General features: G+C 70.1%; 11 protein-coding genes and 5 pseudogenes. 14 read left to right on the top strand and 2 right to left on the bottom strand.

Annotated features, from left to right (window positions below; genetic code table 11):
- Positions 1 to 44: 44 nt before the first annotated feature.
- From O0235_RS02680 to O0235_RS15540, 12 genes and pseudogenes are all read left to right on the top strand, one after another.
- On the top strand, positions 45 to 413 hold the full coding sequence (locus O0235_RS02680; protein WP_270057011.1) for a winged helix-turn-helix domain-containing protein: 369 nt from the start codon (positions 45 to 47) through the stop codon (positions 411 to 413).
- 26 nt (positions 414 to 439) lie between these two features.
- Positions 440 to 2,201, top strand: a pseudogene (gene aspS, locus O0235_RS02670) (aspartate--tRNA ligase).
- Positions 2,202 to 2,342: 141 nt separating this feature from the next.
- Positions 2,343 to 4,009 (top strand): annotated as a pseudogene (locus tag O0235_RS15560) (peptide ABC transporter substrate-binding protein).
- A 3-nt stretch (positions 4,010 to 4,012) separates the two neighbouring features.
- A complete protein-coding gene (locus O0235_RS02655; RefSeq protein WP_270057008.1) occupies positions 4,013 to 4,963 on the top strand; it encodes an ABC transporter permease in 951 nt (316 codons plus the stop codon).
- Between the two features lie 97 nt (positions 4,964 to 5,060).
- Positions 5,061 to 5,120 (top strand): annotated as a pseudogene (locus O0235_RS15555) (hypothetical protein); the annotation flags it as partial.
- Positions 5,096 to 5,938 (top strand): ABC transporter permease, encoded by an 843-nt coding sequence (locus tag O0235_RS02650; RefSeq protein ID WP_373324416.1) that lies wholly within the window; start codon positions 5,096 to 5,098, stop codon positions 5,936 to 5,938. The pseudogene O0235_RS15555 and the gene O0235_RS02650, both read left to right, overlap by 25 nt.
- A 72-nt stretch (positions 5,939 to 6,010) precedes the next feature.
- A pseudogene (tig, locus tag O0235_RS15550) lies at positions 6,011 to 7,194 on the top strand (trigger factor); the annotation flags it as partial.
- A gap of 103 nt (positions 7,195 to 7,297) precedes the next feature.
- A pseudogene (locus O0235_RS15545) lies at positions 7,298 to 7,928 on the top strand (ATP-dependent Clp protease proteolytic subunit).
- 29 nt (positions 7,929 to 7,957) lie between these two features.
- On the top strand, positions 7,958 to 9,277 hold the full coding sequence (gene clpX, locus O0235_RS02635) for an ATP-dependent Clp protease ATP-binding subunit ClpX (RefSeq protein ID WP_270057006.1): 1,320 nt from the start codon (positions 7,958 to 7,960) through the stop codon (positions 9,275 to 9,277).
- A 54-nt stretch (positions 9,278 to 9,331) separates the two neighbouring features.
- Entirely contained in the window at positions 9,332 to 10,186 is an 855-nt protein-coding gene (locus O0235_RS02630) for a hypothetical protein (RefSeq protein ID WP_270057005.1), read from the top strand.
- Positions 10,187 to 10,199: 13 nt separating this feature from the next.
- The gene (locus O0235_RS02625) at positions 10,200 to 10,415 is read left to right on the top strand and encodes a S26 family signal peptidase (RefSeq protein ID WP_270057004.1); all 216 of its coding nucleotides are present in this window, start codon (positions 10,200 to 10,202) and stop codon (positions 10,413 to 10,415) included.
- Positions 10,412 to 10,618: a S26 family signal peptidase gene (locus O0235_RS15540; protein WP_373324361.1), complete on the top strand. Its 207-nt coding sequence runs from the start codon at positions 10,412 to 10,414 to the stop codon at positions 10,616 to 10,618. Before O0235_RS02625 ends, O0235_RS15540 begins: the two co-directional genes overlap by 4 nt.
- Here O0235_RS15540 and O0235_RS16245 read toward each other — a convergent pair.
- A complete protein-coding gene (locus O0235_RS16245; RefSeq protein ID WP_506005443.1) occupies positions 10,543 to 10,815 on the bottom strand; it encodes an NUDIX hydrolase in 273 nt (90 codons plus the stop codon). The two genes, O0235_RS15540 and O0235_RS16245, sit on opposite strands and share 76 nt — an antisense overlap.
- The gene (locus O0235_RS02620; protein WP_506005442.1) at positions 10,758 to 11,588 is read right to left on the bottom strand and encodes an NADPH-dependent FMN reductase; all 831 of its coding nucleotides are present in this window, start codon (positions 11,586 to 11,588) and stop codon (positions 10,758 to 10,760) included. The genes O0235_RS16245 and O0235_RS02620 overlap by 58 nt, the downstream gene beginning before the upstream one ends.
- A gap of 55 nt (positions 11,589 to 11,643) precedes the next feature.
- On the opposite strand from O0235_RS02620, the gene O0235_RS02615 reads away from it, so the two are divergent.
- Positions 11,644 to 12,558 carry a ribokinase gene (locus tag O0235_RS02615; protein WP_270057003.1) on the top strand — a complete coding sequence of 305 codons (915 nt, stop codon included), beginning with the start codon at positions 11,644 to 11,646 and terminating at the stop codon, positions 12,556 to 12,558.
- Positions 12,559 to 14,081: 1,523 nt separating this feature from the next.
- Positions 14,082 to 14,786 carry a hypothetical protein gene (locus O0235_RS02610; protein WP_270057002.1) on the top strand — a complete coding sequence of 235 codons (705 nt, stop codon included), beginning with the start codon at positions 14,082 to 14,084 and terminating at the stop codon, positions 14,784 to 14,786.
- Positions 14,787 to 14,790 lie beyond the last annotated feature (4 nt).

Below are 14,790 nucleotides of genomic sequence, written 5' to 3'. Positions count from 1 at the left end.
CGCAGCCGGTGGCCGAGGCCCCCGCCCCGCAGTAGGCTGGCGCCATGGGCGACCTCGTCCCCCGCTACAAGCTCTGGCTCGAGTCCGGCGACGGCCTCGTCATGTCCGACTACCGGCTTCGCCTGCTCGCACTCATCGCCGAGACCGGCTCCCTCGCCGCCGCCGCCGCCGCCATGGGCCTCTCTTACCGCCGCGCGTGGGGCAAGGTGAAGGAGCTCGAAGCGAACCTCGGCTACCCGCTCGTCCGCTCCGAAGTCGGCGGCGCCGGCGGCGGCCACACCGCCCTCACCCCGGAAGGCGCCCGCCTCGTCGAGGCCTACGACCGCTTCCGCCGCCGCGTCGATGCCGCCGTCCAGGCCGCCTTCGCCGAGGAGCTCGGCCCGCTCGCCGCCGAACCCCGCACCACCGCGTAAGCACGCCCTCGGCTACCCTGTAGTCCATGCTCAAGGATGCCTACTGCGGCGAACTCCGCCGCGCCGACGAAGGCCGCCGCGTCACCCTCGCCGGCTGGGTCCACCGCCGCCGCGACCACGGCGGCCTCATCTTCATCGACCTCCGCGATACCTCCGGCATCGTCCAGGTCGTCTTCAACCCCGATACCCCGGAAGCCCACGCCGTCGCCCACCGCGCCCGCACGGAGTGGGTGCTCCAGTCGAAGGCACGGTCGCCCTCCGCAGCCCCGCCACCGTCAACCCCAACCTCCCCACCGGCGAGGTCGAAGTCATCCCCTCCGCCTGCACCGTCCTCGCCGAGGCCCAGACGCCGCCCTTCTACATCAACGAACCCGCCGAGGTCGACGAGCACCTCCGCCTGAAGTACCGCTATCTCGACCTTCGCCGGCCTGAAGTCGCCCGCGTCATCAAGCTGCGCCACGAGGTCGTCCGCTTCATCCGCGACTACCTCAGCAGCCGCGGCTTCTGCGAAATCGAAACCCCCACCCTCATCAAGAGCACCCCCGAGGGCGCCCGCGACTTCCTCGTCCCCGCCCGCATCCGGCCCGGCACCTTCTTCGCCCTCCCCAGTCGCCGCAAATCCTCAAGCAGCTCCTCATGGCGGCCGGTTTCGAAAAATACTTCCAGCTCGCCCGCTGCTACCGCGACGAAGACTTCCGCGCCAACCGCGTCGCCGAACACACCCAGCTCGACCTCGAAATGGCCTTCGTCGACGAAAACGACGTCATGGGCCTCGTCGAAGACCTCTACGTCGAAATCCTCTCCCGCTTCGGCGCCGCGAAACTCCCCTCCCGCACCATCCCGCGCCTCTCCTACGCCGAGTGCATCGAGAAGTACGGCATCGACCGGCCGGACCTCCGCTACGGCCTCGAGTTCGTCGACATCTCCGAACCGCTCCGCGGCACCGCCTTCCAGGTCTTTGCCGGCGCCCTCGCCGCCGGCGGCCAGGTCAAAGCCATCCGCGTCGAAGGCCAGGCCGACATGACCCGCCGCGACATCGACGAATTGACCGCCATCGCCCGCGGCGGCGGCGCGAAAGGCCTCGCCTACATCGGCTTCACCCCCGGCGAACTCCGCTCCCCCATCGCCAAGTTCCTCACCGCAGACGAGCTCGCCGCCATCCGCGCCCGCACCGGCGCCCGCGACGGCGACATGCTCTTCATCGTCGCCGACCAGCCCGGCGTCGTTGCCCGCTCCCTCCACGAAGTCCGCGACGAACTCGGCACCCGGCTCGGTCTCAAAGACCCGTCCGTCTACCGCATGGCCTGGGTCACCGGCTTCCCCCTCCTCGAATGGCGGCCCGAAGAGCAGCGCTGGGACGCCACCCACAACCCCTTCAGCGGCTTCCTCCCCGAGCACGAATCCCTGCTCGATACCGACCCCGGCGCCGTCATCGCCCGCCAGTACGACCTCATCCTCAACGGCGCCGAGGTCGGCGGCGGCTCCATCCGCATCAACAACCGCCGCCACCAGGAGAAAGTCTTCAGCCTCATGGGCTACACCCCCGAGGAGCAGCAGGAGCGCTTCGGCGTCATCCTCGATGCCCTCGATTACGGCGTCCCGCCCGAAGGCGGCGTCGGCATGGGCATCGACCGCCTCATGATGTCCCTCGTCGGCACCGACAACATCCGCGACGTCATCGCCTTTCCCAAGGCCTCCTCCGGCACCGACCCGCTCATGGGCGCGCCTTCGCCCGTCGACCCCAAACAGCTCGAAGAGCTCGGCATTCAGGTCATCGCCCCGGCGTAAAGCGTTCTTTTCCCGCCGTGGTGAGCCGATGCATCCCCTGAGCCCGCCGCGGCGTGTACGCTTGTAGGCCATCCGGGGCCCGCGACCGCCGCCGCCCCGGGTGCCCGCCTGCGAAAACCGCTGACGCTGGGAGTCTGCTCAATGTCGAACCGCATGCTCGCCCTCATGATGGGCGTCGTCGCATTCCTCATCCTCGCCGTCGGCGTCGTCTTCGTCATCGCCCTCGCCGGGGGCGGCGGCGATGATGGCACCGCGCCGGCCAGCGGCGGCTCCGAAAACCGCCCCGGCGCATCCGCCGGCGGCATCTGCAAGGGCAACTCCCTCATCATCCCGGGCTCCCAGCCCAACACCGTCCTCGACCCCATCCAGGTCGTCGATGTCTCCACCAGCGAATACGTCGTCGAAATCTTCGGCGGCCTCGTCACCCTCGACCCCGACCTCAAGGTCGTCGGCGACATCGCCGAGAACTGGGAAGTCACCAACGGCGGCCGCACCTACACCTTCCGCCTCCGCGACAACGTCGTCTTCCATACCGGCAATCAGCGCCGCGTCACCGCCGAAGACGTGAAGTATTCCATCGAGCGCGCCGCCGACCCCGCCAACGCCTCCCCCACCGTCGTCGCCTACCTCGGCAACATTGTCGGCCTCAAAGACCGCTTCCAGGGCCGCGCACCCTCCGTCTCCGGCGTCAAAGTCATCGATGAGCGCACCCTCCAGATCGACCTCATCGAACCCTCCGACTACTTCATCTTCGAACTCACCTACCCCGTCTCCTTCGTCGTCGACCGCCAGCAGATCGAATCCGACCCGCGCAACTGGACGCGCAACCCGAACGGCACCGGCCCCTTCCGCCTCGCCGAATTCAAGCCCGCCGAGCGCATCCGCCTCGTCAAGAACCCCCGCTACCACCTCGGCGCCCCCGGGGTCGATGAGGTCATCTTCCAGCTCGGCGGCGGCTCCCTCCTCACCCAGTACCAGAACGACGAAATCCACATGACGCCGCTCCCGGCGTCCCTCCTCGACTCCATCGTCGACGGCTCCAACCCGCTCTCGAAGGACTACCGCTCCTATCCCGGGCTCGCCACCTTCTACTTCACCCTCAACCCCAACAAAGCCCCTTCGATGACCCGAAGGTCCGCCAGGCCTTCGCCATGTCCATCGACCGCGAGACCATCAACACCGTCCTCCTCTTCGATTACTACGACGTCGCCGGCGGCATCGTCCCCGGCGCGATGCCCGGGCGCTCCAGCAGCGTCAAGACCTACCCCTACGACCCCCAGCGCGCGAAGCAGCTCATCGCCGAATCGAAGTACGCGAACAGCATGCCTCGCATCGTCCTCACCTACGCCGGCACCGGCGCTGCCCCCGGCGACCTCCTCGTCGCCATCCAGGAAAACTGGCAGCAGGTCCTCGGCGTCACCGTCGAACTCCAGGCCATCGATACCGCCGCCTTCCTCCGCGAACAGCGCCAGGGCAACTTCCAGATCCAGAGCGAAGGCTGGTCCGCCGACTACCCCGACCCCGAAAACTTCCTCGGCAAGCTCTTCGCCAGCGACAGCCCGCTCAACTACACCAAGTACAGCAACCCGGAGGTCGACGCCCTCCTCAAGCAGGCCCGCGTCGAAACCAACCGCGAGCGCCGCTACCAGCTCTACGGCCAGGCCGAGCAGAAGATCATCGACGACGCCTCCATCATCCCCACCTTCTGGTCCGTCGAGCACATGCTCGTCAAGCCGTGCGTCAAAGGCCTGCCCGATGCGCCGATGACCATCCCGAAGTTCCGGTACGTCGAAATCAAGGAGCCGTAGACCGTGGCACCGGGCCTCGCCGGCTACATCGTTCGTCGGCTGCTCTGGGCGATACCGGTCCTCTTCGCCATCTCCGTCATCGTCTTCTACATGCTCCGGCTCGCCCCCGGCGACCCGGTCGATTCCCTCCTCGGCCAGCGCTACCGCGAGGAGGAGGCTGCCCTCATCCGCAAGAAGTACGGCTACGACCAGCCCATCCACGTCCAGTACGTCAAATACATGCAGAACCTCCTCCGGGGCGACCTCGGCGTCTCCACCCGCCACCAGTCCTTCACCGTCTCCGAAATCATCATCCCCAAGATTTGGGTCTCCACCCGGCTCGGCCTCATCGCCCTCGCCATCAGCTTCTTCCTCGGCATCTCCGCCGGCATCTACGCCGCCATCGCCCGCGGCACCTTCCTCGACCCGCTCACCATCTCCTTCTGGCTCGCCATCGACGCCGTCCCCATCTTCGTCGCCGTGCCCTTCCTGCAATGGCTCTTCGCCGTCAAGCTCGACCTCGTCGGGCTCAGCTGGCAAGGCTTCACCAGCCCCAACATCATCCTCCCCATCCTCATCCTCGCGCTGCCCGGCACCGCCGGCATCGCCCGCTTCGTCCGCGCCTCCGTCCTCGGCGTCCTCCGCGAGGACTACGTCCGCACGGCGCGCGCCAAGGGGCTCCCCGAGCGCATCGTCATCATCCGCCACGTCGCCCGGAACGCCCTCCTCCCGCTCATCACCATCATCGGCCTCTCGCTCCCCGGTGTCGCCGGCGGCTCCCTCATCGTCGAGCAGCTCTTCGGCATCCCCGGCATCGGCGCCGAAAGCTTCGAAGCCGTCCTCGCCCCGGATTTCGACGTCATCCTCGCGCTCGTCCTCTTCGGCTCCGTCCTCTTCGTCCTCGCCAACATCCTCATCGATATCCTCTACGCGGTGATCGACCCGCGAATCCGCCTCGGGGCCCAGCGCGGATGAGCACCGCCGTTGCCGCTTCCGACCCCTGGCGTTCGAAACCGCCGCCGCCCCCGCCCGGCGCCGCTTCCTCCGCCAGCTCCTGCGCAAGAAACTGGCGATGCTCGCTATCGTCTACCTCGCCATCTTCTACACCTGCGGCATCTTCGCCCCGCTCATCGCTCCCCACGACCCCTACCAGCAGAACCTCACCCCCGGCGCCACCCGCCGGGCCCCTCCGCCGAACACTGGCTCGGCACCGACGCCCTCGGCCGCGACCTCGCCAGCCGCGTCATCTACGCCGCCCGCACCACGGTCGTTTTCACCATCGTCGTCCTCATCAGCGGCAGCCTCGTCCTCGGGCTCGGCCTCGGCCTCCTCGCCGGCTACCGGGGCGGCTGGGTCGATACCCTCATCATGCGCGTCGGCGAAGTCCTCGCCGGCCTCCCGACCCTCCTCCTCATGCTCGCCATCACCGCCGCCTTCCGCACCCGCATCAACGACGTCGCCTTCTGGCTCCAGGACAACACCTTCCTCGGCAGCGATGCCCGCACCTTCGTGAAGTTCAGCATCATCGTCTTCGCCACTGTTCCCTTCGCCTGGATCGGCACGAGCCGCATCGTCCGCAGCCAGGCCCTCGCCATCCGCGAAGAAACCTACGTCCTCGCCGCCGAAGCCATGGGCGCCTCCTCGTGGCGCATCATCTTCCGCCACATCCTCCCCGGCGTGCTCCCGCTCTTCGTCGTCGGCGTCTCCGCCGGCATGGCCGGGACGGCCGGCGCCGAGGTCACACTCAGCTTCCTCGGCCTCGGCATCGACCCGCCGACGGCCAGCTTCGGCTCGCTCATCGCCGCCGGCGCCGGCCCCCAGACCTTCGAGCGCTACCCCCACCTCCTCCTCGCGCCCGCCATCCCCGTCACCCTCTTCTTCTTCGCCTGGAACCTCCTCGGCGACGCCCTCGTCGACCTCCTCGAGCCCCGCACCCAGGCCCTCCGCTGAGGCCCGGCCGCGCGCCCCGGAGCCCCAGCGAACCCGTTTGCTATACTCGAACCCGGAGGAACGTTTCAGCCCGTGAAGGTAACGCTCGAGCGGCTGCCCGAAAGCCGCGTCAAACTCGAAATCGAAGTCGATGACGAGCGACTCGAACAGTCGCTCGATGCCGCCTACCGCCGCATCGCCCGGCGCAACCGCTTCCCCGGCTTCCGCCCCGGCAAAGCCCCCGCGCCATCGTCGAACGCGCCTACGGCCGCCAGGGCCTCATCCGCGAAGCCCTCGATACCCTCGTCCCCGACGTCTACAACGAAGCCATCGAAGCCGAGGACGTCCCCGCCATCGGCCAGCCTGAGCTCGAGATCGACTCCCTCGAGCCGCTCCGCTTCAAAGCCATCGTCCCCGTCCGCCCCTCGGTCGAACTGAACGACTACCGCAGCATCCGCGTCGAGCGCGAAACCGTCGAAGTCACCCCTGAAATGGTCGACGAGCAGCTCGAGGCGCTCCGCAAGCGGCACGCCACCCACGTCCCCGTCGACCGCCCCGTCCAGTGGAGCGACATCCTCATCGCCGATGTCTCCGCCACCATCGACGGCGCAGAAGTCCTCCGCGACGACCGCGCCGAGTTCCAGCTGCGCGAAGGCGAGACCCTCTTCGTCGACGGCCTCGCCGAGGCGTTCCTCGGCCTCGAAAAAGGCAAATCGCGCACCTTCGACATCGAATTCCCGGCCGACTTCCGCATCGAACGCTTCCAGGGCAAGACCGCGACCTTCACCATCACCGTCCACGAGGTGAAGGAAGAACAGCTCCCCGCGCTCGATGACGAGTTCGCCCAGTCCATCAACGCCGACGAGTTCCCGACGCTGCAGGCGCTCCGCGACCGCATCGAGGCCGACCTCCGCCGCACCCTCGAGGAAGCCGCCGAAAACCGCTTCCGCGCCGCCGCCGTCGATAAGCTCGTTGAAACCGCCACCATCGAATACCCGCGCATCCTCGTCGAGCACGAAATCGACCACCTCATCCGCGATGCGATGGGCAACGACCGCCAGCAGTACCTCGCCTACCTCCAGACCATCGGCCGCACCGAGCAGGAGTTCCGCGAGACCTGGCGGGAGGCCGCCGAGACCCGCGTCAAGCGTTCGCTCGTGCTCGAAGCGCTCGCCGAGGCTGAAGGCATCGACGTTTCGGCCGAAGAGATAGAACAGGAGCTCGATTCGCTGGTCGCGCCCATGGGCGACGATGCCGAACGGTTCCGCCAGATGTTCGCCACCGAAGAGGGGTCGCCACCATCCGCCGGAACCTGCTTTCGCGGAAGACCCTCGAACGCCTCAGCGCCCTTGCCCGGGGCGAACTCCAGGAGGAACAGGCATGAGCCAGCAGCAGCCCCCGCGCGTCCACCCGCTCATCTACGACGTCATCCCCACGGTCATCGAATCCGGCCCCCGCTCCGGCGCGCCTTCGATATCTTCTCCCTGCTCCTCAAAGAGCGGATCGTCTTCCTCGGCACCCCCATCGACGACCAGATCGCCAACCTGATCGTCGCCCAGCTCCTCTACCTCCAGCGCGAAGACCCGGAGCGCGACATCTCGCTCTACATCCACTCGCCCGGCGGCGTCATCACCGCCGGCCTCGCCATCTACGACACCATGCAGCTCATCGAGCCCGACGTCTCCACCATCGCCGTCGGGCAGACCGCGTCCATGGCCACCGTCCTCCTCTGCGCCGGCGCCAAGGGCAAGCGCTACGCCCTCCCCAACGCCACCGTCCACATGCACCAGGCCCTCGGCGGCGCCCGCGGCCAGGCCGCCGACATCGAAATCGCTGCGAAGGAAATCCTCCGCAACAACGAAATCATCCGGAACATCATCGCGAAGCACACCGGCCAGCCCGTCGAACGCGTCACCCGCGACTTCGACCGCGACTTCTACCTCGACGCCGAAGGCGCCAAAAGTACGGCTTCGTCGACGAACTCCTCCGCCCCGTCGCGGAAACCAACTAGACAGCACACGCAGAGGGGACACCACCGCCTTGGCCACCAACCGAACCAACCGCGTCCAGTACCACTGCTCCTTCTGCGGCAAGAGCCAGGACCAGGTCCGGCGCCTCATCGCCGGCCCCGGCGCCGTCTACATCTGCGACGAATGCGTCGACCTCTGCCGCGAAATCATCGACGAGGAGAACGGCCAGGCCGCGTCCGGTTCCGCCAGCCGCCAGGGCAGCGTCACCCTCCAGAACGTCCCGCCCCCGCGCAAAATCTACGAACACCTCAACGAGTACGTCATCGGCCAGGAGCAGGCCAAGAAAGTCCTCTCCGTCGCCGTCTATAACCACTACAAGCGCATCGGCCAGCCCGCCGACGGCGACATCGAGCTCGAAAAGTCCAACATCCTCCTCGTCGGCCCCACCGGCGTCGGCAAGACCTACCTCGCCAAGACGCTCGCCAAGCTCCTCGATGTCCCCTTCTCCATCGCTGATGCCACCGCCCTCACCGAAGCCGGCTACGTCGGCGAAGACGTCGAGAACATCCTCCTCCACCTCATCCAGGCCGCCGATTTCGACATCCAGAAAGCCGAGCGCGGCATCATCTACATTGACGAAATCGACAAGATCGCCCGCAAAGGCGATAACCCCTCCATCACCCGCGACGTCTCCGGCGAAGGCGTCCAGCAGGCCCTCCTCAAGATCATCGAAGGCTGTATCGCCAACGTGCCCCCGCAGGGCGGCCGGAAGCACCCCCACCAGGACTTCCTCCAGATCAACACCGCCAACATCCTCTTCATCTGCGGCGGCGCCTTCGAAGGCCTCGAAAACCACATCGAAAAGCGCCTCACCCGCGACCACGTCCGCCTCGGCTTCCAGGCTGCCCAGCGCGGCGGCTTCCGCGGCCAGAAGCGCAAGGACGAACTCCTCGCCCACGTCACCCACGACGACCTGCTCGAATTCGGCCTCATCCCCGAATTCGTCGGCCGCCTGCCCATGGTCGTCGGCCTCCAGTCGCTCGATGAGGACGCCCTCGTCCGCATCCTCACCGAGCCCAAGAACGCCCTCGTCAAGCAGTACCAGCGCTACTTCGCCATGGACGGCGTCGAGCTCGTCTTCACCGACGACGCCCTTCGCGCCGTCGCCGACCTCGCCATCAAGCACAAAACCGGCGCCCGCGGCCTCCGCACCGTCCTCGAAGAGACGCTCATGGACGTGATGTACGAAATCCCCGGCCGCACCGACATCAAGAAATGCGTCGTCAACGCCGACTGCGTCATCAACAAGACGCGGCCGCTCCTCCTCACCCGCGGCGGCCAGGCCGTCGACCTTTCCACCTCCGGCGAAGGCGTCCGCGAACCCGCCTGACCCCTGCCCCATCCGCCCCTCCCTGTGCTTCAATAGCCCTGCCGGAGGTGCGCCATGCTCACCCGTCTCGACCGCATCCTGCTCGTCGTCCCGGACCGCGCGGAAGCAGCTGAGCGCTTCGCCGCGCTTTTCGGCGCGCGCCGCCTCGCCGAAGACGGCTCCGCCGTGCTCAGCGCGCCGGACGACCCTCCAGGCCGGCGAATCCCTCATCGAACTGCTGACGCCCACCGGCCCCGGCCCCGTCCAGGAATTCGCCGACCGCTGGGGCCAGGGCCTCTTCGGCGCCGGCTTCGCCACCCCTTCCATCGAGGCCATGGCCGCCCGGCTCGATGCCAACGGCGTCCCCTTCGCCGCCGAGCACGGCGTCCTCTACCTCCGCGAAGCCCGCTACGGCATGCCCGCCGTCATCGTCCCCGATACCCCCGCGACCCCGTCGGCGATATCCGCTCCATCTACGAAGTCACCAACCCCGTCGCCGACTGGCGCGAAGCCGCCGACTACTACACCCGCATCTTCGGCCTCGAGCCGGCGCACTTCTGCCCCATCCGCAGCGAGCGCTACGGCTACGACGGCGTCCTCACCCTCTTCGACCCGCCGCGCCGGCTCGACCGCATCGAAATCACCCAGACCTTCGGCGGCGGCGCCATGGACCGCTTCTTCCGCCGCCGCGGCCCTCGCTCTACATGTGCTACCTCGAAACCGACGACGTCCCCATGCTCGAAGCCCGGCTCGACGCGCTCGGCCTCCCCGGGCGCCCGCCGAGGGCGCCCGCCCGGGACGAATCTCTTCATCCACCCGAAGGCCCTCTTCGGCATGCTCGTCGGCGTTTCGAAGACGAACTTCGCGTGGCTCTGGAGCGGCCGTCCCGACCTCAGCGGCGCCCCCGCAGACACGCCGCTCATCCACTGACCGGGACATCCGCATGCGCCTCCTCGCCGGTTTCCTCCTCATCGCCGTCCTCGCCGGCTACCTCAGCCGCCGGTTCCAGCGCATCGCCGTCGAGGGCGACAGCATGCGTCCCGCCCTTCGCCCCGGCGACTGGGCGATCGCCGACCGCCGCGCCTACCGCACCCACCCGCCCCGCCCCGGCGACGTCGTCATGGCCCGCGACCCCGCGATTTCGACCGGCTGCTCGTGAAGCGCGTCGCCCGCGTCCATGCTGACGGCAGCCTCGATCTCCTCGGGGACAACGCGGCCGCCAGCACCGACAGCCGCGCCTTCGGGCCAGTCCCGCCCTACCTCGTCGAAGGCCGCGTCGTCGCCCGCTACTGGCCGTGGCCTTCCATCGCGAGGCGGCGCAGCACCAGCGCGTCCGTCGGGAACGCCAGCTCCGGCGGCTGAGCCGGGTCGAACCACCCCAGCTCGCTCAGCTCGCCGTCGGCCGGGTGCAGCTCCCCGCCGGTCACCGTGCCCGAAAACCAGATCCCGACCGTCAGCCGGTCCGGGTCGTGGAAGTTGCTGTGCACGTCGTAGACGCCCGTCAGCTCGACCTCGAGGCCCGTCTCCTCGCGGAATTCGCGGAGAGCCGCCGCCCGCACCTCCTCCCCCACTCCAGCCGCCCGCACGGGATGCACCAGAGCCCGGCCCGCCGTCCCCCGGTGCGCCGCCCCAGCAGCACCCGCCCCAGCGTATCCCGGACGATGACGGCGACGCCGACGCCCGGGTAGCGCGCCTCCCGGTGGCCGCACGCCGGGCAGGCACTCGACGGGTCGTCCAGCCCTGCCGGCCGCTGCGCACCGCAGGCCGGGCAGTAGCGCCAGCCGCTCACGGCCCCGGCAGCCGCCCCTCGGCCCGCAGCCGGCAGAGCGCGAGGAATGCCGCGGCCCCCGCCGCGCCAGCTCGGCCGCCTCCGCGCTGGCCGGGTCGACCCCTTGCCCCACGCGTCGCCCGCCCGGGAGACCACGACATTCGGCCCTCCCGCCACCCCGCCGATGTGCCGCAGCACCCGCGTCACGTCCGTCGCCGCCGGCTCCGCGTCGCCGCCGGCCACCGCGACGACGAGGAACGGCTTCCCGCCCGCTTCCGGCGCGTCGAGGTAGTCCAGCGCATTCTTCAGCCCGCCGGGCATCGCGCCGTGGTACGAGGGCGTCGCCACGACGAAGCCGTCCGCCGCCCGGCACGCTTCCCGCCACGCCGCGACGCCCGGCGGCAGCTGGTCCGCCGGGCGCCCGTCGAGCAGCGGCAGCGTCCCGATGTCGAACGTCTCGCACGCCGCGCCGTCCGCAGCGAGCAGCCCGAGCACGTGCCGCAGCGCGCGGTCTGCCGTGCTCCCCGGCCGAATCGCCCCGTTGATGCCAAGAATCCGAACCATGCCCCGGAGCCTACGCGCCCGGCGGCTCCCGCGCGAGCCGCGCTACACTCCTCCCGTGGCCCGGATCGCCGTCGTCGGCTCCCTCATGATGGACCTCGTCGTCCGCGCCCCGCGCCCGGCGGTGCCGGGCGAATCCCTCATCGGCCGCTCCTTCGCGACCTTCGTCGGCGGAAAGGGCGGCAACCAGGCCGCTGCCGCCGCCCGCCTCGGCGCCCGGGTCGCGATGGTCGGCGCCGTCGGCGCTGACGCGTTCGGCGAGGCCATCCTCGCCAGCCTCGCCGCCGACGGCATCGAAACCGGCTTCGTGCGCCGCCTCGGCGGCGAAGGCACCGGCGTCGCCGTCCCCGTCGTCTTCGACGATGGTTCGAATCTCATCTACGCCCTCCCGCGCGCGAACCTCGCCCTCGCGCCGGCCGATATCGAGGCCGCCCGGGCCGTCATCGAAGCCGCCGACGTCCTCCTCGTCCAGTTCGAAGTCGCGACCGAGGCCACCCTCGCCGCCCTCCGCATCGCCCGCGCGGCCGGCGTGCGGACCATCCTCAACCCCGCGCCGGTCGCGCCCCACCCGGGCGAAGTGTTCGCCCTTGCCGACGTCCTCGTCCCCAACGAAGTCGAGGCCGCCGCCCTCTCCGGCGCCGCCGGCGCACCGCCCGAAACGCAGGCCGCAGCCCTCCGCGCCCTCGGGCCGTCGGCCGTCGTCATCACCCTCGGCGAGCGCGGAGCGCTCATCGAGAGCGACTCCGGCGTGCGGCGCGTCCCGGCCCCGCGCGTCGAGGCCGTCGACACCGTCGGCGCCGGCGACGCCTTCTGCGGCGCGCTCGCCGTCCGCCTCGCTGCCGGCGGGCCCCTCGAAGCGGCGGCCGCCTACGCCTGCCGGGCCGCCGCGCTCGCCTGCACGCGCCCCGGCGCCGCCGCCTCCCTTCCGTCGTTCGACGAAGTCGAAGAATTTACACGGCGGCTGACCGCCTGAACGGAACCTTTCGCGCCCGGCCGGCGTTTCGTCTTGAAGAAGCCGATCGCGACACCGATACTGGGAGGCGCCCCGGGGTCCCAGCTGAGCGTCCAACAGCGATTTTGCCCCTGTGTGACCGCGCATTCGACGACGGCGAGGCGGTGCTCCGCTGCACCGGCTGCGGCGTCCTGCATCATCCCGGCTGCTGGGTCGCGAACAACGGCTGCGCCACGCAGAACCCCCACCAGTCCACGCCCCAGGCGATGGCCTACCCCGGCGCTTCGCGGCCGCCCGGCGAGCCGGCCCCGCACCCCGGCGAAGGCACCCGCACCGCGCAACACCCCGCCCCGGGACCCATTCCCTTTCCCCAGTCGCCGCCGCGCGAGCCCGCGCCCCCGGGCCGCCCCCGGCTCCTGCAGCCTCGCCCGAGCCGGTCATCGGCGCGGGCTTCGTCCGCCGCCAGCTGCCCGAAGACGTCGCGCCGCCCATCGGCAGCGGACCGCGCCGCTATCAGCCCCCGCGCGACGAGCCCCTGCCCCGCAAGCCACTCCCCGCATCTACGACCGCCACCGCTGGCTCGGCTACTGGTACATCCCGGCCGCCGTGCTCGTCGCCATCGGCGTCGCCTTCGGCCTGATCTGGGCCGTCGGGCAGGTCACCGGCGATGGCGCAGCCTCCCCGCGGCGTCGCCCACCCCGGCCGCCGGCGGCCAGCAAGTCCCGACGCCGACGCCGCCCGCCTTCGCCACCCCATCCCCTCCGCCCTCCCCGGCCGGGTCGCCAACCCCTGCCGCGACCGCATCCGTCGGACCGGGCCGCTTCACGGCTGGCCAGCGACTCCTCGTCACCGGCACCGGCGATTGCCTGAACGTCCGCACCAACCCCGGCACCGAAAACGACGCCATCGTCTGCCTCCAGGACGGCGCCGAAGTCCGCGTCACCGGCGGGCCGCAGCAGGCCGGGAACTTCACATGGTGGAAAGTCCAGACATCGCTGGGTGAAGGATGGGCGGTCGAAAACTACCTCACCCCGCGCCCTGACGGCCCTGCTGGCCTTCGTCCTGCCGCTCCTCGCTGCCGGCTGCGCCTGCGCCAGCGGTGAGACGGCTGCCACGCCCATCCCCTCCCCGGCGGAAACCGTTTCCCCGGGCCCCCTCAGCCCCTCGCCCGTCCCGACCCCGACCCCCGACCCCGTCGGCCCGCCCCCGCGCGATATCCCGGAGGCACGCGCCGCCCTCGACCGCCTCGAGCGCACCATCGGCGCATGCAGCCCCGCCGTCGCCGACCGCTGGCAGCTCGCCTGCCTCCAGGCCGACATCGACGGCGACCTCGCGCCCGATACCGCCGTCCTGCTGCCGCTCAGCCAGCCCGCGCCGGTCGGTCCCTATCCCGGCGTCGTCCTCGTGCATCTCTCGACAGCCCCCGGCTTCGTCGCCCTCAGCCCGCCGGGCGCCGCCGATACCTCCATCCTCGGCCGCGCTGTCTTCTCCATCGCCGACCGCGACGGCCAGCCGCGCCCGGAAGTCGCCTTTCTCGAAAACCTTTGCACCGCCAGCCGCTGCGCCAGCCTCGTCCGCGTCTACACCGGGACGGCGCGACCTGGCGCGATATCGGCCCCGCCGACCAGGGCATCGCGGCCATCGACCGCGTCGCGTTCGAAGGCGAAGGCGCCGCGACCGCGATCGTCCTCCACAACCAGCCCGCCAGCAGCCTCGCCGCCGGTCCCACCCGCGGCGGGAGCTACCGCTACACCCTCTCCCGCGGCCGGTTCGCCGCCCTCGAAGTCGAACTCGACCCGCCCGTCTTCCTCTTCCACGCCATCGTCGATGCCGATGCCCTCTTCGAACGCGGCCAGTGGCGCGAGGCCATCGCCGCCTACGAACGCGCCATCGCCGACCGCACCCTCCGCGACTGGAAGTTCGAAAACGGCCGCGGCGAATCCCGCGAGGCTCTCGTCAGCTACGCCCTCTTCCGCATCGCCGTCGCCACCGCCGCCAGCGGCGAGGACGCCAACCCCGCGATCGACCGGGTCATCCGCGAGGCGAAAGAACCCGTCTTCCTCAACGCCGCCGAGGCCTTCCGCAAGGGCTATCAGGAGCGCGAATCCGTCACCGGCGGCTGCCTCGAGGCCACCCGCTACCTCGCCGCGACTGGCCCCGGCATCGATACCCCCGGCTACGTCCAGCGGCTCATGGACCACGGCTACGCCAACCCGGCCTACACCTACCGGGATGTCTGCCCGCTGTAGCGGG

This window comes from Tepidiforma flava (assembly GCF_027594505.1).
Taxonomy (GTDB): Bacteria; Chloroflexota; Dehalococcoidia; order Tepidiformales; family Tepidiformaceae; genus Tepidiforma; species Tepidiforma flava.
The sequence above is the reverse complement of the archived record's forward strand: the minus strand, read 5'-3'. Positions and strand labels throughout refer to the sequence as shown.